This is a genomic window from Streptomyces sp. NBC_00647, from assembly GCF_045207245.1.
Classification (GTDB): Bacteria; Actinomycetota; Actinomycetes; order Streptomycetales; family Streptomycetaceae; genus Streptomyces.
This window is the reverse complement of sequence record NZ_CP109040.1, coordinates 1,647,373-1,665,949: the sequence shown is the minus strand read 5'-3', so window position 1 is coordinate 1,665,949 and position 18,577 is coordinate 1,647,373. Positions and strand designations below refer to the sequence as shown.

Sequence of the window (18,577 nt, the reverse complement as noted above, 5' to 3'; positions counted from 1 at the left end):
CGCGTACGGGGATCAGGGGCGCGGCCTCGGTCAGACGGTACGGGCGTCCGCCGGCGTCGCGGATGCGGGCCGCTCGTCGGTCGTGGCCTCGACGTCGGACAGGTCGCGGCTGCGGGTCTCCTTCGCCAGGCCCACGGCGATCAGGGTCAAGACGACCGCCCCGATCACGTACAGGGAGATGGGGGTCGAGCTGCCGTACGAGGAGAGCAGCGCCGTCGCGATGAGCGGTGCGGGCGCGCCCGCCGCGACGGAGGCGAACTGGGCGCCGATGGAGGCACCCGAGTAGCGCATCCGGGTCGCGAACATCTCGGAGAAGAAGGCGGCTTGGGGTGCGTACATGGCGCCGTGCAGGACCAGACCGACGGTGACGGCGAGGACCAGGTTCCCGAAGCCGCCGGTGTCGATCAGGGAGAAGAACGGGAACATCCAGAGGCCGATTCCCGCGGCGCCGAACAGGTATACGGGGCGGCGGCCGACGCGGTCGGAGAGCGCGCCCCAGGCCGGGATGACGGCGAAGTGCACGGCCGAGGCGATGAGGACGGCGTTGAGCGCGGTCTGCTTGGAGACGCCGGCGGAGGTGGTGGCGTACACGAGGATGAAGGCGGTGATCACGTAGTAGCTGATGTTCTCGGCCATGCGGGCGCCCATCGCGACGAGTACGTCCCGCCAGTGGTGCCGCAGGACGGAGACCAGCGGAAGCTTCTCCGGCTTGTCCGTCCCGGCCGCCTTGCGGGCCTGCGCCCGGGCCAACGCCTTCTTGAAGACGGGCGATTCATCGACAGACAGACGTATCCACAAACCGACGACGACCAGGACGCCGGAGAGCAGGAAGGGAATGCGCCAGCCCCAGGAGACGAAGGCGGCGTCCGACTGGGTCGCGGTGAGCAAGGAAAGGACGCCGGTCGCCAGGAGCTGTCCGGCGGGTGCCCCGGTCTGCGGCCACGACGCCCAGAACCCTCGCCGCTTGGCATCGCCGTGCTCGGACACCAGCAGGACGGCGCCGCCCCACTCGCCGCCCAGCGCGAAGCCCTGCACCAGACGCAGTGCGGTCAGCAGGACCGGGGCCGCCACGCCTACGGTCGCGTGCGTGGGCAGCAGACCGATCGCGAAGGTCGCCCCGCCCATCAGCAGCAGGCTCAGTACCAGCAGCTTCTTGCGGCCGAGCCGGTCGCCGTAGTGCCCGAAGACGAGCGCGCCCAGGGGCCGGGCCGCGAACCCGACGGCGTAGGTCAGGAAGGACAGCAATGTGCCGACGAGCGGGTCGGATTCGGGAAAGAACAGCTTGTTGAAAACCAGGGCGGCGGCCGAGCCGTAGAGGAAGAAGTCGTACCACTCGATGGTGGTGCCGATGAGGCTGGCGGCGACGATGCGCTTGAGGCTGGCGGGGGGTGGGGGAGCGGTGGTTCCGGAGGCCATGTGCGCCACTTCCTCGTGTGCGGTGGGGACGGGTACGTGTTGGCACACGGTAGGAAGACGCACGTCAGGGGCACATGTGGTGGGGCAACATAGTTCGAGGGTTGGCTATGCGTGCGGCCACCATGCCGGTTCGCGGACGGGCGGTTCAGGGGCTCGTAGGTGGGCGAATCGAGTGCCGTCCGGGACGCGAAGTCGGGGGTGACTTGACGGTGCGGTGCTGACTCCCGTGCTGGTTCGGTGTGGAACTAAAAGCCCACGTCATCGCCCGTCTTCACCTCTCCCGTGCTGACTTGGTGCTGACTACGCTCCGTTGAACTCGGAGGCACAGCGGTCATACCGTGAGCGCGCTGCTCGCTGACGCGCGTCCGGACTGGGAGCTACTCCTGTCCGGGGACGGCCATCTCACCAAGGAGCGACCAGTCGAACCACAGGCAGCCGGGCTCGGCGCGCGTGGCCCGGGTGAAGTCGGCGGTGATCTCGGGCCAGCGGTCGGCTTGGCGGTAATGAAGATCATGGGATTCCTTCGCTGATGTGCGTTCTGCATCAAACGGGCGTTGCGTACGGCGGATCGTAGGACCTCGGTTTGCTGTCGCCGGCTCGCCGACCCCACGACAGCGGACGCGTCGCGGCATTCCGCCGCACGGCTGCGGCGCCTCACGCGCCCCAGCGGGCCCCCGATGGGCGGCCCGCTGGGGTGGAGCGGGTAGGTGGCGCGGGCGTGCCCGACGGATCGTTACGACTGGAGTACCAACTGACCGTCCGCGTACGGAAGGACCTTGGCGCGCGGCAGATGCACGAGGACCTCCTCGCCGACCGGAACTCCCTCCTCCCGCGGCGTCTTGGCCCTGACGAGTTGCCCGGCGACCTCGACCTCGAGCACGCGCTGCGCGCCGTGGTCGCTGACGCCCCGCAGCCGGCCGGGGAAGGTGTTGGGACCGGGGTCCGTGACGACCTTGACGTGTTCGGGCCGGACGCCGACCTGGACCCCGGTCGTGCTCTGGGGGATGTCCCAGGCGACGGACAGCGTCCGGCCGCCCAGCGCGAAGGGCCCGTCGTTACGGTCCACGGTCAGGAAGTTCATCGCCGGTGAGCCGATGAAGTAGCCGACGTAGGTCGAGGAGGGCGCCTCGAAGAGCTGCTCAGGGGTGCCTTGCTGCACGGCGCGGCCGTCCTTCATGACGAGCACTTCCTGCGCGAAGCTCATCGCCTCGTACTGGTCGTGCGTCACGTACATCACCGTGGGCCGGAACTGCTCGGTGATCTCTCGGATCTTGCGCCGCAGCGAGTGCTTCAGCTGCGGGTCGATCACGGTGAGCGGCTCGTCCATCAGGAGGGCCGCCACGTCATCACGGACCAGGCCGCGGCCGAGTGAGATCAACTGCTTGTCGTCGGCGGTGAGCCCGCGAGCGGGTTGCCCCAGCCGGTCGTGCAGGTCCAGGGCCTCGGCGACCTGCCGGACCTTGGCGTCGATCCTCGCCTTGTCCCAGCGCCGGCACTGCAGTGGGAAGGCGAGGTTCTCGTAGACCGTCATCGACTTGTAGATGACGGGGAACTGGAAGACCTGGGCGATGTTGCGCGCCTTCGTGGGCAGAGCGGTGACGTCGACGCCGTCGAACAGCACCCGTCCCCGGGATGGTCTGACCAGGCCGGACAGGATGTTCAGCAGCGTCGTCTTGCCGCAGCCCGAGGGTCCGACCAGCGCATAGGTCTTGCCGGACTCGAAGGTCAGCTTCAGCGGCTTGAGAGCCCAGCGCTCCTCCTCGGCACCCGGTGCGTACGCGTGCCCGACGTCGACGATGTCCAACTGCGCCATTTCAACGCCCTTCCACTGAAGCGAGATCGTATGAAGGTGTTCGCACGAGCGTCCCGTGCTCGTCGAAGGCGAACAACCGGTCGGGACGGAGCCGAAGTTTGACCAGGTCGCCGAGGGCGACGTCGAGGATGCCCTCGATCTGTACGACGAAGGGGGTCTCGGCGACGACCACATGGACGAAGGTCTCGGAGCCGGAGATCTCGACGAAGGTGACCCCGCCCTCAACCCCGCTGGAAGCCAGGCTGACATCGGTGGCACGCAGGCCGAACTGGTAAGTGCCGTCGGGCAGGTCGGCCAGGTGCGCGGAGACGTGCGTGGCCTGGAAGCCGGCCACCGTGACCTGGCCGCCCTCGATCCGGCCCGCGAAGATGTTCATGGGCGGGTCGTTGATGATGGACGCCACCGTGGTGGTCGCCGGGCGTTCGAAGACCTCCTGCGGGGTGCCGGTCTGGAGGATCCGCCCCTCGTGCATGACCAGGACCACGTCGCCGAGCATCATCGCCTCGGCGGGTTCGGTGGTCGTGTAGATGACTATCGTGTCGCCCTGGTCCGAGAAGAGGGCCTTGAACTCGTCGCGCAACTGTTCGCGCAGCTTGTAGTCCAGGTTCGCCAGTGGCTCGTCGAGCAGGAGGATGCCGGTACCGCGGGCCAGGGCGCGAGCCATCGCGACGCGCTGCTGCTGGCCGCCGGAGAGCTGGGAGGGCTTGCGCTTCTCGAAGTCCGCAAGCCCCACGCTCGCCAGGTTCTGCCGGACCCGTCGCTGGATCTCGTCCCGTGACAGCCCGGCCCGCTTCAGCGGAAAGGCCACGTTGTTGTACACATTGAGATGCGGGTAGTTGATGAACTGCTGGTAGACCATGGCGGTGTCGCGCCGCCACACCGGCGTCTTCAGGAAGTCGGCTCCCGCCCGGGTCAGCGAGCCGGAGTCCACTTTCTGCAGGCCGGCCAGGGCTCGCAGCAGAGTTGTCTTCCCGGCCATCGTCCTGCCGATGACGGTGTGGAGCCGTCCTTGCTGGAAGGTGACGGTCACGTTCTTGAGGTGGCCGACGCCGTCGACGGTCAGGCACAGATCAGTGGCGCTGAGGTTCATCGGACCGCTCCCGACAGGTTCCCCTTGGACAGTAGGCGCTCCACCCAGAGGGCGAGCAGGATCAGCGGTGCCACGCCGAAGAGCGCGGCGGCGGACAGCGTCCACCATGGTGGAATGGAGGAGTTGAGGGCGACGACCGCCTGGGGCAGGGTCTGGACCTCGGTGAAGGTCAGCCGGAAGGCGAAGAAGAAGTCGTTCCAGCCGAACACGGCGCAGAACATCGCCGCCACGGTCAGCCCGGGCAGGGAGTTCGGCAGGATCGCCCGTACGAAGGTCTGGAACGGGGGGCAGCCGTCCAGCATCGCCATCTCGTCGATTTCCCGGGGGATGCCGTTGAAGAAGTCCACCATCACCCAGACCGCGATGGGCAGCAGCAGCGCGACCGTCACGATGACCAGGCCCGGGATGCTGTCCAGGAGGCCACCCCACTGCAGGAGGTAGAAGAACGGGATCACCAGGACGACGGGCGGCATGATCCGTTGGGAGACGAAGAAGAAGACGATGTCGCTGTTCTTGATGAAGCCCAGCTTGAACCGGTAGCGGGACAGTGCGTAGGCGGCCAGGGACCCCAGGGCGAGGCTGATGGCGGACGCGGCAATGGTGATGATCGCGCTGTTGATGAACGGGTCGACCACATCGATGCCGCCGGCTCCGCCGAAGATGTTGCGCCAGCCGGTGAGTGTGGGTTTGTACTGCACCCAGGGTATGTAGGTGGGGCCGCCCTGGACGGCGTTGGCGTCCTTGAAGCTGGTCGTCATCGCCCAGAAGAACGGTCCGGCGACGAAGCATGCCCACAGTGCGATCACGGTGTACTTGAAGACGGGATATAGGTGCGACCTCATGAGTCCCCCTTCAGTTTGAGGGCCCTGGTGAGCAGGGCGGCAACGGCCGTGAGCGTGGCGATCATGAGGACGAGGTAGGTCAGGGACATCGCCCCGCCGTAGCCGGTCTGCTGATCGCGGAGCCCCTGGATGTAGAGGTAATAGCCCGGGGTTTCCGTGGAGGACCCCGGCCCGCCGGACGTCAGTACGTAGACGCTGTCGGAGAGTTTGGACGCTTCGATCAGCCGGATGATGACCGCGGCGACCGAGACGGGTGCCATCAGCGGGAAGGTCACTTTCCAGAAGGTGCGCCAGGTGCCGGCGCCGTCGATCGCGGCGGCCATGAACGGTTCCTTGGGAAGGCTGAGCAGGCCGGCCAGCAGCAGCAGGAACATGAAGGGGGTCCACTGCCAGACCTCGACGGTCATCAGCGCGACCAGCGCCGGCCCGGACTCGGTGAGCCAGGGAACATTCGTCAGGCCCAGCATCCCCAGCAGATCGTTCGCCGGACCCAGCGACTCATGGAAGATCGTCTGCCAGATGGCGGCCATCACCACGGGCGTGGTCATCATGGGGACGAGGAACAGCACCCGCCAGAATCTGCGGCCGCGTGCCTCGCGCCAGACCAGCATGGCCATACCGAACCCGATGACGTACTGGATCAGGACCGTGCCGCCCGCCAGCAGGATCAGCCGGGTGATGGAGGCCCAGAAGCGGCTGTCGTGCAGCATCGCGGTGTAGTTGGCGCCTCCGATGAAGTCCATCTGAGGGTTGCTGACGTTCCAGCCGGAGAAGCTGACCCGGATGGTGAACAGAAGCGGGAAAATGATGATCAGAAAGAGCGTGAGCAGTCCCGGCAGCAGGAACATGCTCTTGTGCCGGCGCAGGCCGTCCATGGTTCTCCTTGCGGAAGCGGGCGGGCGCCCCCGGGTGGCCGGTCCGGTCCGGCCACCCGCGGCGTCCTACGGTCGGATCGAGTTGTCCTCGAGCGCGACCACGTTGCGATAGGCGCTTTGGACCTTGTCCTTGCCGATCTGGCCGGTGATCTTGGACCATTCCTCGGCCACGCCGTCCAGCGCGTCCTGAGGGGAGTTTTGGCCGGCAAGGGCCGCGGCGACGCCGTTGGCCAGCGCGGACATGTACTGGTTGACACCAGGAACGCGCAGGTCGAAGACGCGGTTGCGGCTCTGCTCCATGTCGGAGAGCGTCTTCACGTACGACTTGGCGACCTTCGGGTCCCAGCCCAGCCTCTCCCAGAAGTTCGGGTCGAAGTGGGAGTAGCGGTAGGGGTTGACGCCGAACCGGCCGATGCTCAGGTCGAGGGCGGAGTTGGCCTCGTTGCTGAAGAAGCACAGGTAGTCGAACGCCATTTGCTGGTGGCCGGAGGCCCTGGCCACCGCCGAAGTCCAGCCCCAGGTGAAATAGGGAGCCTGGTTCGCCTTTGTGTCCCACGAATTGGTGGTGCGGTTGTAGACCTCGCTGGATCCGGGCAGTGGCGCCGCCTGCACCTTGTTGCGGATCCTGCTGTCGGGCTGCTGGGCCTGGATGAAGGCGTCGTCCCACGAGTACGACATCAGCGTCTGGCCGCCGCCGAAGGAGAAGATCTCGTCTCCCAGGCCGAAGTTGGCGCCACCGGGTGCCCAGGTCGACTTGGCCTTCACCATGTCTTCCAGGGCGCGGACGAAGCCGGGCGTGTTGATCAGCGGCTTCATGGTCTCAAGGTCGAAGAAGACACCGCCCTTGACGTCCGGGTTCTTCACATACGGCGCCGCCCGGCTGATGAAGGCGGAGAACGTCAGGTCGTCGCGCTTGGTCACCTCGGCGCTGCCGTAGTTGCGCTTGCCGTCGCCATCGAAGTCCTTACCGTTGAAGAACTTGGCGACGTCCTGGTATTCGGCCCAGGTCTTCGGAACTCTCAGCTCCTTGCCTGTGGCCGCCTTGTAAGCCGCCTGCTGCTTGGGGTCGTTCAGCACGTCGGCGCGGACCTTGAGGTAATGCCGGTCCCCGTCCATGGGGTACTGCACGACCTTCCCGTTCCAAGTCGCCACGTCCATATAGGTCCCCGTGACGTCCTTCATGCCGGGAGTGTCCAGATACTTCTTCGGCACCGGCGCGAGGTACGGGGCCATGTCGCCGATCCACAGCGAGGGGTAGAACATCACGTCGTAGGCGGGCTGGCCCGCCTGCAGGGGCGTGAGGATCTTCTGGTGCAGTTCACCGAAGGGAACGTTGACCACCTCGACCTTCGCCCCGGTGATCTCCTCGAACTGCTTGGCGTGCAGCTGGGTCGGCTCGCCGATGACCGGGACGGCGTGGCTGATGATCTTCAGCGTCTGCCCGGAGTAGTCCTTCCGGCTGATTGCCTCATAGCTGCACGGCCCCGGGAAGTCCTCCACCTTGGTGTCCGGGTAGTCCTTGCCGTACTTCTTGTAGCTGATCTCCGAGCCGAGCTTGAAGAGCGGGGCCTTCTCCTTCGGCTTGTCCTGTGCCTGGTTCGGGGCGGTGCACGCGGTGGCGGTCAGGGCGGCGACGGCTGCGACGGCGGCGAACCGCTTATAAGGTCTCGTACGCATGGAATTGCTCCTTGGACGTGTCAGGGGATCAAGATCGCTCGGCCGCGTACGGCCCCGGTGTCGAGGTCGTCGAGGGCCTGCCGGAAGCAGGCGAGGGGGTATCGCTGGGTGTGCAGGGTGACCTTGTCCTGGGCCGCCAGGACCATCAGCTCGGAGAGGTCGTTGTAGGACCCCACGAGGTTGCCGATGAAGTTGATCTCCGTGGAGATGACGTCGATCGTCGGCACGTGGAGGTGGCCGCCGTAGCCGATGACGTAGTAGTTGCCGTTGCGGCGTAGGCAGGCCACGCCCGTCTCGACGGCACCCCCCTCGCCGACGAAGTCCAGGACGGCCTCCGCCCCGTGACCGCCGGTGAGGTCCCGTACGCGGTCGGCTTCGCTTCCGTCCGCGACGAGGGTGTGGTCGGCGCCCAGTTCCTTGGCCAGAGCCAGGGCCTCCGGGCTGCGGTCGATGACGATCATCTCCACCGGCGACAGGGCCCGCAGCACCTGAATTCCGATGTGTCCGAGTCCGCCGGCGCCGATGACCACGGCCTTGTCGCCGGGCCGCAGCACCCGGGCCGCCTTGGCGACGGCGTGGTACGCCGTGAGCCCGGCGTCGGCCAGGGCCGCCACCGAGGCCGGCTCCAGGGACGGGGCGAGAGGCACGACCGAGCGGGCGCTGGTCTTCAAGTACTCGGCGTAGCCCCCGTCGGCGTCGATGCCGGGGAAGGCCGAGTTCATGCAGTGCACGTCGTCGCCGGCCCGGCAGGCGCGGCACAGACCGCATGTCACCAGCGGGTGCAGGATGACCGGGTCACCGACCTTGACGTTGGTGACGGCCTGCCCGACCTCCGCGACCCAGCCGGCGTTCTCGTGACCGATCGTGTACGGAAGGGCGACCCCGCTCTTGTCCTTCCACTGTCCTTCGAGGATGTGCAGATCGGTCCGGCAGACTCCGGCGCCCCCGATCTTCACGATCACATCCAGCGGGCCGGTGATCTGCGGGTCCGGCACGTCCACGAGCACGGGCGGCTCGTCGTACTCGATGACCTGCACGGCTTTCATAGCGGCTCCCTGCGAGTCGGCGGGTGGGGTGGTGCGCCGATTACACAGGCCGCCGACCGCAGGTCGATGTCTCAGAATCCGTCCGCGGATGTCTCAATGTGGTACACGCCGTAGGCGCCACGCTGTCGAGCTGGTCCAATCACTGCACCGAGGGATGTAACGCGCGCCGTACGGGAGTGTTAATGCCCCGCCAGCAACCCGAAAGCTCACTGAGAGTGGCCAGAGAGCTCTACCTGGAAGTCACCAAGGATCCAAGCGCCCGGCCGCTTGTGGTGGCCTCATGGCATCGCTCGATGGAGTACAAGGTGAAGTCGGGCAGCCTCGACGCTCCGTACCTGGACAACCCCAATCTGGACAGCCCCCTCGCAAGGGCCGGGCTGCCGATCCTGGACAGGCTGCACGAGCAGCTCGCCGACGACCCGGTCTCCACGATGATCACGGACCGCAATGGAGTGGTCCTCTCCCGGAAGGTCTCCCACGAGGGGCTGACGACGAACCTCAACCGGGTGCACCTGGCCCCGGGCCATGTGTTCGCCGAGCGCTATGTGGGCACCAACGGCATCGGGACCGCGCTGGCCAGCGGCCACCCGGTCATGATCGCCGGGATGGAGCACTACGTCGAGGCGCTGCGGGACTTCCACTGCGCGGCCGTGCCGATCCTGCATCCCACCCGGCGCACCCTGCTGGGAGCCTTCAACCTCACCACCATCCGTCAGGGCTCCGACGGCATGCTGATGGCCTTCGCCCGCTCCGTCGCGGCCCAGATCGAGGCCGAGATCGCGGCGATCACCTCGCGGCGCGAGCGGGCTCTTTTCCAGGACTACATGGAGGCGTGCTCCTCGGCGCGCCCAGGACCCGTGCTCGCTCTCAACCGCGATGTCGTCATGATGAACGAGCAGCTCAGCGCCACCGTGACCGGGCCGGATCAGTATGCGCTGCTCGACCACGCCCGTGAGATCGCCGACCATCCCCGGCCTGAGGGGACCCGCAGCATCGCCCTGCCCTCGGGACGGGTCGCCGAACTCAGGGTCAGTCGCTGTCGGCGCGAGGACAGCGACGCGGGCGCCGTCTTCCGAGTCCGGCTGATCGGAAGGCCCCAGCCCACACCTGCGGGTACCGCCGCGCCCGCCCGCTCCAACCTGGGACTGGTGGGCTCGTCCCCGCACTGGCTGCGCGCGGTCGCCGACAGCGAAACAGCGTTCGTCGCCGGGACATGGCTTCATCTCCTGGGCGAAGCCGGCGTCGGGAAGAGGACGTTGGTCGAGGCCCTGCACCGGGCCCGCGGCGCCGGACGGCGACTGGAGATGACGCAAGCGCCGCTGTCGGATGCACCGGCCGTCATGGAGCGTTGGCTGCACGACATCGGAGAGCTGCTCATCGTGCCGTCCAACGTGCTCGTCCTGAGCGATGTCCACCTGTTGGGCGACCAGCTGCGGCAGCGGTTGAGCAACCTGCTGGTGCAGCTGGACGGCAGCGCGACCGGGCAACTGGTCATGATCTGCCAGCCGTCGATGGTCAGTTCCGACGACCAGCTCGACCAGCTCTGTGGCGCCTCGGTGGAGGTGCCTCCCCTACGTCATCGCTATGGGGACATCGAGCACCTGGCGCGGTTGTTCCTGCGCAAGTACCGGCCGAGCGGCGAGTGCACGTTCTCCCCGGATGCGCTGGCCCTGCTTCAGCGATGCCCCTGGCCGGAGAACGTCCGGCAGCTCGAGTCGGTGATCCGCGGCCTGGCGCGGCGGCCTTCCGGCCGGGTGATCCAGGTGGAGGACCTGCCGCCGGAATGCCGGGTGTCCTCGCACAAGGTCCTGACCACCATCGAGGCGCTGGAACGCGACGCCATTCTGCGTGGGCTGATGGACCGCAACTCCAACGTCCAGCGGACCGCGCAGGACCTCGGGATCTCCCGCGCCACGATGTACCGCAAGATGCGCCGCTACGGAATCGTTCCGTCGAGCCTGACGTGACGTGACGTGACGTGACGTGACGTGACGTGACGTGACGTGACGGGCCGTTCCGGCACGCCGGCCGTGGCGTGCGGCGCCTGCGCGGCGTCGCCGCTCGGGCGGCCACACAGCATGGACGAGGCCGGTGACCCCAGCCCCTGAGGCATGGAGGCAGGGCCGTCGTGGGATGCGGGTGATGGTCACCGCGTCGTGACATCGCGCCCGCTGGGTTGCCGACGGCCAGTGAGGTGCCGGCACATCACATACCGCGGCACATACCTGGCTCGGTGAGGCCGCCGCAGTGGACCTGGAACCGGACGGCGAACGTCGGCAGTGAGAACATCGAGAAGTCTTAGGCGATGGCGTTGTCCTGCTCCTCCTACGAGGTGACGGCGACGCAGTCGGTCAGAGTGATCACCCGGAAGCCGTGCTCGTAGCCGGTGCGCATGGTCGACTCCACCTTCAGCGCGGCTTCCCAGTGATGGGGCAGGTCTTGAGAAGGAGGGCGGCGGCCTCGGCTTCGACACCTGCAACCGCGACACAGGGGACCCGGCCGTCAACTGCCCCTGAACAATTGCCCCTCGACGGGCACCGCTGGATGGCCGGAAGGTGCCGGGCCGCGCGGCTGCGCGGTCCGACCCCCCGACCCGGGTGCTCACGACCTGGCCGCGTGCTGCGTGATCAGGGTGGTGTTCCGCAGCGTCGACGGTGATGCGACCGCTGTCGCCGCGTCGGCCCCGGCAGTCTGGCGCGCCTCACCTCCATGCCGGTCAGTGCTCAATTCTGGTTGCCCTCCCGCGGTCTGGCAGGTCTCGAAGGTGGGAGCAGACTCGGCGGCCCCCGAGACGACCGGCTGTGGTCGCAGTGCGGTTGCTGCTGCCCGTGGGACTTTCCTCAGCCTGACCACCTTGGCCCAGGACATCGCAGGAGCGAAGAAATTGCGCCCAGGGGGCGTCGAGCCGTGGGAAGTGAGCAGCACTCGGCCCGGATCGAGCCGCAACCGTTCAGCTCGTACGCCGCGGCTGCCGCGGCGTCCCGGTCATCAACGTCCCTTCCAGCAGAGTTACATACCCCACATTTCAGCCTGCGGGTGAGCACTCATTCGATGCGCCCCGTTGACCCCAGTAACCGGTAACCCACCTGTAGACCGGTAAGTGAGGTTCGTGCATGTCAAAGATCGGTCCGAAACAAACCAAGCGGCGTCTCCCCACCGCTGACTGCTGCCCGGGTTGGGTACACCTTTGCTCCCGTCAACTCAAGAACTGAGGACGGTCGCTTCATGGACTACTGCATCCCGTGCAGCCGCACGCTCAACGGCGCCGTTACCTGCCCAGAGTGTGGGGCATACGACCCCGGCATGGCACAGCTGAGCGATCGGAGAGGCGGTGCTCCGGCCGTAGAGGCCGCGATGCCGGAGGTCCGCTCGAGTCGGGGACCGAGCTCCTCCGGGTCGCCCTTTCCCGGGTCACCGACTGCCTCGCAAGACCTGTCGGCTGACCGGTACGATCGTCCGGCGCGGCTGAAGAAGTATGCCGTCCGGTCTCTTGCCGCAGCCGCCTTCACTCTCCTCGGAGGCCTGGCTACCGCATCGGTGGTTCCCCAGTCGACGGCCCCACGGGCAGCCTCGATCCCGGAACAGCCGTCCCCCGAAGAGCCCGGGGTCCGCGTTCCCGATTCACAGGCGTCACCGGAGCGTGTGACCACGCACCCGGCCCGAAAGGGCGTCCGGGATCGAAACGGTGACAGGATCCGGCGTCCTCTGCCAACGGCGACTCGCAGCACGTCACCGGTCTCTCGTCCTCCCGCCACCACCACGCCGCCACCAGTGAAGGCGAAGCCGACCCCCCGAGCCTCCAGCGGCCGCCGCCCCAGCTCGCCCTCGCAGACGGCAACCCCTTCCGCGAGGCCCTCCGCCAGTTCCTCCGCCAGTCTTTCCGTCAGTCCTTCCGGCAGCATCAGCGCCTCTTCCACCAGTTAGTGGCTCGCCGAGCAGCAAAAGGGAAGCCGATGGCTGAAACACTGGCAGGGCTCCCCAGCACAGAAACCTCCAGCTGGTCCGCGCACGGCATCCGCCTGATCGGCAGCGGGCTCGCCAGCGCCGACAGAGACCACAACTACGCCCATCCAGTGGTCATGGGGTTGCGGCGGCCGCCCAGCGGGCGGCACACCAGGTTGGCAAGGCGGCTTGGTGGCAGGTGGCGCAGACACGGTCCAGCACTTCGGAACGTCCCGGAGGGTGTCGAGGACTCGGCTTTCGAAGTGGTCCGGGCCCAGGCCGTGTTGAGTTCGCGGTAGTCGTGCTCGATGCGCCGGCGGACCTTGGCTGGACAGACCAGGTAGTGACCGGACTGCTTGTGGGAGCCGTTCATTTCTGTCCGTCGTCCCTACGAGCCGCATCCCACGCACGGGGCACCGACGAGTAGCCGGCACCGACGATCCGGTGCTGGGAACGTGCGATCGCCCACAGTTATGTTGTGCACAATTAAATTGCGTACTAGCGTCTGTGTGCAGGACACCAACGAGAGGGAGTCGGCACAATGAATCCTGTTCGCTACGAGGACTACCGACCCATCGAACGCCCTTCCTACCAGGAGGAGATGGAAGCGGTCATCGCCCAGGTGGCGCGTCGTACGCGCGCCTCGGTCGAGCGCGAGACCGTCGGCCGCGCTGTCCGCACGGCCCACGGCAAGACCTACGGCCTCCTCAAGGCCACGGTCACGGTTGGTGACAATCCTGGCTTCTACCGGCAGGGAATCTTCGCGCGGCCGACCGCGTACGACGCCGTCGTCCGCTACTCGAACGGCTTGGGTCACGACCGCCCCGACCACCAGCTGGGCGCGGCTTGCGGAATGGGCATCAAGCTGTTCGGCGTTCCCGGCCCCTCGCTGCTGGACGACGAACGAGACAGCGGCACCTTCGACCTCAACCTGATCAACAACGATGTCTTCTTCGCGAACACGGCCTACGACTACATGGTGATCGAGGATTTGTTCGCCGAATTGCCCGAGGCCCTCGTGGACCCAGCCCGCCGCAAGACCTGGATGGCGGAGTTCCTGACCCGCCGGCTGACGCTCACCGATCCCGACAGCTGGCTGTGGGACGAACTGCTCGCCATGCTGTCGTTCACCGGTGTCCCGCGCAGGAACCTGCTGTCGTACAGCTACAACAGCATGGGCGCCTTCCGGTACGGCGAACACATCGCCAAGATCCGTACCGTGCCGACCGCCGCGTCCTTGGCCTCCATCACGCAGCAGATCGTGGACGTGCGCGCGGACAATGAGGCATTCCGCCGCACCCTGGTGGCCGAGGCCGCGGAGCGAGACCACTCCTTCGAGCTCCAGGTCCAGCTCAACACCGATCTGGCCCGTATGCCGGTGGACAACACGTCCGTCAAGTGGCCCGAGGACCTGTCCCCCTGGGTGACGGTCGCCCGGGTGGATCTCCCGCGCCAGGCCATCGGCGGGTACGACAACCTGGCGGCTGCCGACGCCACGTCGATCACGCCGTGGCGTTCACGCGAGGACCACCGGCCCATCGGCGAGATTCAGCGGGTGCGGCAGGAGGTCTACCGGCGCTCGTCCATCGAACGGCACCGCATCAACGGGCAAGAGCGGCGCGAACCGGCCGGCAGCGCTGAGCTGCTGGGCTGAGTTGCCTCGGTCGCGCCCGCCGTCGCGACTGAGTTGCCTCGGTCGCGCCCGCCGTCGCGCAGGTTAAGGGGGCACGGCACGCCGTCCACCGGCCCGCTGGACACCCAGGGGTGCGCGGCAGCCAGGTGGTGGCCGGCGGATGGATGGCCGGCAGGTGTGTGGTGCCCCGGAGGCCGGCGGTTACTCCCGTGGCTCGGACCGGTTGAACCCGTGCACGAACCGCTCGTGCCCAGCATCCAGTTCACTTGCCCACAGCCTGACGTCAGCAAGGTCCCCATCCATGACCACGCACGTCATCTGCAAGCACCTGCGACTTCAAGACCCTGGGCGTCGACTTCGCAGGGCCGCCTGTCTTTGACCGGATCGGGCCCGGCCAGTCGAGTCTGACCCAACTGGTGCGGGACCAGGAGGGCCGCAGGTGGGTGCTGCGGTGCCCACCGCTGGGTCGTCTGCCGGCGTCGGCGAACGACGTGGCCCGCGAGGCGCGGATTCTGACCGCGCTGGAGGGCGCTGCCGTCGATCATGCAGTGCGCGCGCTTGCGCTGATCCTGGTCGGTGCGCAGGGTGGTGGTCAGCGCGCCGGGGTGCGGGGTCGAGGCGACCGGCAGGGTGCGTACGCGGCCGGGGTGGGAGTGAGCGGTCCACCAAGCCGCCGCGCCTCCCCGGTCATGGCCGACCAGGTCGAACGCCGCCCAGCCCAGTTCCTCGGTGGTCGCGACCACATCGTCGACGAGAACGCTGATGCGATAGTCGCTGGGCCGGGCGCCGGGGGAGTACCCCTGCTGGTCGGGTGCCACCACCCGGTAGCCGTGCGCGGCCGAAGCCGCGATCCGTCGTTTCCAGACCAGCCCGGTCTGCGGGAGGCCGTGCAGCAGCACCGGGCGGCCTCCGGGCGGACCCGCCACGATCGCATCGAACACGCCCGCACCCGTGGAGAGGCTCAGGCGTGTCACGATCCACCTCTTCATACCGACTGGTCGGTAGCCTTCAGGTGAGGAGGGCGGCTGTCAAGACCTGCCTGCTGTTGAACATGACGCCGAATTCAACTATAACGATCGGAAGGCCGACTCCCTGTCGCTGCCGCGGCCGTGACTCACGTCGAAGGCCGCTCGAGGAGACGCTCAATGAGCCATCTCCGCACGACAGTTGGCGTTCGGCGCCCCCTGCCGGCAATAGAGCCGGCGCACGGCGCTCGGAATCCCGGCCCCGAGGCTCCCGGACGAACCGGACCAACAGGAAACAGTGAGGCGACATGAGGGAAGCAGTCATCGTTTCGACGGCGCGGACGCCGATCGGAAAGGCTTACCGCGGCGCGTTCAACGACACCCAGGCGCAGGAGCTTGCCGCTCATGCCCTTTCACACGCGGTGCAACGCGCCGGGCTCGAGGGAGGTGAGGTCGAAGATGTGATCTTCGGCTGCGCCGTGCAGCAGGGGGCCTCGGGCTTCAATGTCGCGCGTCAGGCTGCTCTCCGTGCCGGACTTCCGGACGCGGTGTCAGGGATGACGATCGACCGGCAGTGCTCGTCGGGTCTGATGGCCGTGGCGACGGCCGCCAAGCAGATTGTCACGGACGGCATGCAGGTCGCTGTCGGCGGCGGTGTCGAGTCGATCTCCCTGGTGCAGAACGACCACATGAACACCCACCGCATGGCGGATCCCTGGCTGGTCGAGCACAAGCCGAGCATCTACATGCCGATGTTGCAGACGGCGGAGATCGTCGCCGAACGCTACGGCGTGAGCCGGGAACGTCAGGACGAGTTCGCGCTGGTGTCACAGCAGCGCACCGCGGCGGCGCAGGAGGCCGGCCGGTTCGACCGGGAGATCGTCGCGCTCACCAGTACCAAGAAGGTTCTCGACAAGCAGTCCGGGGAGGTGCGGGACGAGGAGTTCACCCTGGCCCGGGACGAGGGCAACCGCGCGTCGACGACGCTCGAAGGCCTGGCCGGGTTGGCCCCGGTGCTGCCCGACGGCCGGGTGAGCGCGCGTTCCAGCGTGACGGCGGGCAACTCCTCGCAGTTGTCGGACGGGGCTTCGGCGTCGGTGCTGATGGAGTCGAGGGAGGCCGAGCGCCGCGGACTGGAACCGCTCGGTGTCTACCGGGGAATGACCGTTGCCGGATGCGGGCCGGACGAGATGGGCATCGGCCCGGTGTTCGCCATTCCGAAACTGCTGAAGCAGCACAACCTCACCATCGACGACATCGGCTTGTGGGAACTCAACGAGGCGTTCGCCTCCCAGGCGTTGTACTGCCGGGACGAACTGCACATCGATCCCGAGCGGTTCAACGTCGATGGCGGCGCCATCTCGGTCGGTCATCCGTACGGAATGACCGGTGCCCGGCTGGTGGGGCATGCCCTGGTCGAGGGGAAGCGCCGGGGCGTTCGGTATGTGGTGATCTCGATGTGTGTCGGCGGCGGAATGGGTGCAGCCGGACTGTTCGAGGTCGCCTGAGGTCCCATCCCGGCTGGAGAACGTGGCTGCCGTCGCATTTGCGCGGCAGCAGGCCGACCGTGAGAGAGAGATGTGGATACCGTGTCGAAGTCAGCGGCAAAACCCCGAACCGCGGTCCTGGTGGACTTCGGAGGGGTCATCACCTCCAGTGTGCTGCAGGCTTTCACCGACTTCGGCGCCTCGCTGGGCGGCGACCCGCGCCTGCCGCTCGACCTCCTCGGCCGGGACCAGCGATCACGCACCCTCCTGGCCGATCACGAGTGCGGCCGTATCGATGCCGGGGACTTCGAGCGGGGATTCGCCGAACGCCTCCGCGTCCACGGCGCAGACGTACCGGCCGAGGGGCTCACGGCCCGGATGCAGGCGGGCATGTCGATCGATCAGGACATGCTCGCGCTGCTCGGCGAACTTCGAGCCGTCGGCCGTCCCGTCGCGCTCGTGTCCAATTCGTTCGGTACCGGAACCTACGACGGCGTCGACCTCTCCGCCGTTGCCGATGCGGTCGTGATCTCCGCGGAGGTCGGGATCCGCAAGCCCTCCCGGCGGATCTACGCGATCGCATGTGAACGCCTGGGCATCGGCCCCGAAGCGGCCGTCATGATCGACGATCTGCAGCAGAACCTCGACGGAGCGGCACGGATCGGAATCGGTGGCGTACTGCACACCAGCGCCGCCGACACTCGCCGCCAACTCGCCGAGCGCTTCGGGATCACCGTCTGATCGCTGATTCGGCGGGGATGAGACCCGCACGGCCACCTGCTCCCATCCTCGGCAGGCGCCGCCCACGATCGGCGATGTCGGTCCTGTGTGCCGCCAAGGGCCGTCACTGTCGACACCATTGCGCTGCGCGGCGCCGGGGATCAGTCTCACGTTTGTGACTATGGCGTCGGATTCAAGTACCGTTTCCGGAATGGACACCACCGCGCCCGAGGAGATCGACGGCGAGTACGCACCTCCCATGGCGCCCCTGTCGAACCTTCGCGAGCCGCCGACGACGAAGCGCGGAGCGCGGACACGGGCCGCATTGGTGAAGGCCGCGCGGAAGGTGTTCGAACGGGACGGCTACCTCGACACTCGCCTGACCGACATCACCAAAGAAGCTCAATGCGCGGCGGGATCCTTTTACACCTACTTCGCCAACAAGGAGGAGGTGCTCGCCGCCGTCCTCCTGGAGGCGCAGGAGGACATGATGCACCCCGGCATGGGCCGGGTGCAGGGTACCGACGATCCCTATGCGGTACTCGAAGCGAGCAACCGCGCGTATCTCGAGGCGTACAAGCGGAATGCGAAGCTGATGGCCCTACTTGAGCAGGTCGCACAAGTGGAGCCGGAGTTCCGCGAGTTCCGAAGCCGGCGCGCTGACGCGTTCATCCGCCGCAACGCCCGCGGCATCGCCGATCTGCAGGCGCGGGATGTCGCAGACCGTGGGGTCGATCCGATGATGGCCTCCCGCGCCCTGTCGGGCATGGTCAGCGTCTTGGCCTACAACGCCTTCGTGGTCGGCGAACGGCAAGAAGAGGGTGCACCGGTGGACTTCGAGGAGCTCGTGTCCACGGTCACCCGTCTCTGGGCGAACGCCCTGCGGTTCCCCGGCCACCGCTGACCCGGGAGCCTGGACCGCCTGGCTCACCGCACCCGGTACTGCCGGGTGCTTTTCATTCTCGTCCCCCTTTGCCGTCTCCTCCGCTTTGCCGTCTCCTCCGCGGGAGGTGGGCGGTCTTCTTCGCGCGTCGCCGTGCGCCTCACTGTTGAACTTGACGCCAGATTCAA

At 67.3% G+C, this 18,577-nt stretch carries 13 protein-coding genes and 1 pseudogene; 5 read left to right on the top strand and 9 right to left on the bottom strand.

What is annotated here, in order from left to right; translation table 11 throughout:
- Nucleotides 1-30: 30 nt before the first annotated feature.
- The 8 genes and pseudogenes from OG788_RS07335 to OG788_RS07300 form a co-directional block, all read right to left on the bottom strand.
- Complete coding sequence (locus OG788_RS07335; protein ID WP_406369621.1) at nt 31-1,416, bottom strand: MFS transporter; 1,386 nt, start codon at nt 1,414-1,416, stop codon at nt 31-33.
- A gap of 413 nt (nt 1,417-1,829) precedes the next feature.
- Nucleotides 1,830-1,892 (bottom strand): annotated as a pseudogene (locus tag OG788_RS07330) (antibiotic biosynthesis monooxygenase); the annotation flags it as partial.
- Between the two features lie 257 nt (nt 1,893-2,149).
- Nucleotides 2,150-3,229, bottom strand: a complete 1,080-nt coding sequence (locus tag OG788_RS07325; RefSeq protein WP_406369620.1) for an ABC transporter ATP-binding protein — start codon at nt 3,227-3,229, stop codon at nt 2,150-2,152.
- A 1-nt stretch (nt 3,230) separates the two neighbouring features.
- Entirely contained in the window at nt 3,231-4,319 is a 1,089-nt protein-coding gene (locus OG788_RS07320) for an ABC transporter ATP-binding protein (RefSeq protein ID WP_406369619.1), read from the bottom strand.
- The gene (locus OG788_RS07315; RefSeq protein WP_351542274.1) at nt 4,316-5,161 is read right to left on the bottom strand and encodes a carbohydrate ABC transporter permease; all 846 of its coding nucleotides are present in this window, start codon (nt 5,159-5,161) and stop codon (nt 4,316-4,318) included. Before OG788_RS07315 ends, OG788_RS07320 begins: the two co-directional genes overlap by 4 nt.
- On the bottom strand, nt 5,158-6,036 hold the full coding sequence (locus tag OG788_RS07310) for a sugar ABC transporter permease (RefSeq protein WP_351542275.1): 879 nt from the start codon (nt 6,034-6,036) through the stop codon (nt 5,158-5,160). Before OG788_RS07310 ends, OG788_RS07315 begins: the two co-directional genes overlap by 4 nt.
- Nucleotides 6,037-6,102: 66 nt before the next feature.
- Entirely contained in the window at nt 6,103-7,713 is a 1,611-nt protein-coding gene (locus tag OG788_RS07305) for an extracellular solute-binding protein (protein ID WP_406369618.1), read from the bottom strand.
- 20 nt (nt 7,714-7,733) lie between these two features.
- On the bottom strand, nt 7,734-8,759 hold the full coding sequence (locus tag OG788_RS07300) for an NAD(P)-dependent alcohol dehydrogenase (RefSeq protein ID WP_406369617.1): 1,026 nt from the start codon (nt 8,757-8,759) through the stop codon (nt 7,734-7,736).
- A gap of 293 nt (nt 8,760-9,052) precedes the next feature.
- Here OG788_RS07300 and OG788_RS07295 point away from each other — a divergent pair, with 293 nt between their 5' ends.
- Nucleotides 9,053-10,726, top strand: a complete 1,674-nt coding sequence (locus OG788_RS07295; RefSeq protein ID WP_406369616.1) for a sigma-54-dependent Fis family transcriptional regulator — start codon at nt 9,053-9,055, stop codon at nt 10,724-10,726.
- Nucleotides 10,727-13,242: 2,516 nt separating this feature from the next.
- Nucleotides 13,243-14,355: a catalase family protein gene (locus OG788_RS07290; protein ID WP_406369615.1), complete on the top strand. Its 1,113-nt coding sequence runs from the start codon at nt 13,243-13,245 to the stop codon at nt 14,353-14,355.
- A 293-nt stretch (nt 14,356-14,648) separates the two neighbouring features.
- Here the strand turns inward: OG788_RS07290 and OG788_RS07285 are convergent, their stop codons facing one another.
- On the bottom strand, nt 14,649-15,308 hold the full coding sequence (locus OG788_RS07285; protein WP_406369614.1) for an alpha/beta fold hydrolase: 660 nt from the start codon (nt 15,306-15,308) through the stop codon (nt 14,649-14,651).
- A gap of 299 nt (nt 15,309-15,607) precedes the next feature.
- Between OG788_RS07285 and OG788_RS07280 the strand changes: the two genes are divergently transcribed.
- From OG788_RS07280 to OG788_RS07270, 3 genes are all read left to right on the top strand, one after another.
- Nucleotides 15,608-16,807: an acetyl-CoA C-acyltransferase gene (locus OG788_RS07280; RefSeq protein WP_406369613.1), complete on the top strand. Its 1,200-nt coding sequence runs from the start codon at nt 15,608-15,610 to the stop codon at nt 16,805-16,807.
- Between the two features lie 81 nt (nt 16,808-16,888).
- Complete coding sequence (locus tag OG788_RS07275) at nt 16,889-17,527, top strand: HAD family hydrolase (RefSeq protein WP_406369612.1); 639 nt, start codon at nt 16,889-16,891, stop codon at nt 17,525-17,527.
- Nucleotides 17,528-17,717: 190 nt separating this feature from the next.
- Entirely contained in the window at nt 17,718-18,410 is a 693-nt protein-coding gene (locus tag OG788_RS07270; protein ID WP_356463577.1) for a TetR/AcrR family transcriptional regulator, read from the top strand.
- The last annotated feature ends 167 nt before the right edge of the window (nt 18,411-18,577 follow it).

What these genes read in the sequence shown, in the direction of transcription:
- OG788_RS07320 (WP_406369619.1), bottom strand. Translation starts at nt 4,319, where the DNA reads ATGAACCTCAGCGCCACTGATCTGTGCCTGACCGTCGACGGCGTCGGC.
- OG788_RS07315 (WP_351542274.1), bottom strand. Translation starts at nt 5,161, where the DNA reads ATGAGGTCGCACCTATATCCCGTCTTCAAGTACACCGTGATCGCACTG.
- OG788_RS07310 (WP_351542275.1), bottom strand. Translation starts at nt 6,036, where the DNA reads ATGGACGGCCTGCGCCGGCACAAGAGCATGTTCCTGCTGCCGGGACTG.
- OG788_RS07335 (WP_406369621.1), bottom strand. Translation starts at nt 1,416, where the DNA reads ATGGCCTCCGGAACCACCGCTCCCCCACCCCCCGCCAGCCTCAAGCGC.
- OG788_RS07270 (WP_356463577.1), top strand. Translation starts at nt 17,718, where the DNA reads ATGGACACCACCGCGCCCGAGGAGATCGACGGCGAGTACGCACCTCCC.
- OG788_RS07295 (WP_406369616.1), top strand. Translation starts at nt 9,053, where the DNA reads ATGGAGTACAAGGTGAAGTCGGGCAGCCTCGACGCTCCGTACCTGGAC.
- OG788_RS07280 (WP_406369613.1), top strand. Translation starts at nt 15,608, where the DNA reads ATGAGGGAAGCAGTCATCGTTTCGACGGCGCGGACGCCGATCGGAAAG.
- OG788_RS07305 (WP_406369618.1), bottom strand. Translation starts at nt 7,713, where the DNA reads ATGCGTACGAGACCTTATAAGCGGTTCGCCGCCGTCGCAGCCGTCGCC.
- OG788_RS07325 (WP_406369620.1), bottom strand. Translation starts at nt 3,229, where the DNA reads ATGGCGCAGTTGGACATCGTCGACGTCGGGCACGCGTACGCACCGGGT.
- OG788_RS07290 (WP_406369615.1), top strand. Translation starts at nt 13,243, where the DNA reads ATGAATCCTGTTCGCTACGAGGACTACCGACCCATCGAACGCCCTTCC.
- OG788_RS07300 (WP_406369617.1), bottom strand. Translation starts at nt 8,759, where the DNA reads ATGAAAGCCGTGCAGGTCATCGAGTACGACGAGCCGCCCGTGCTCGTG.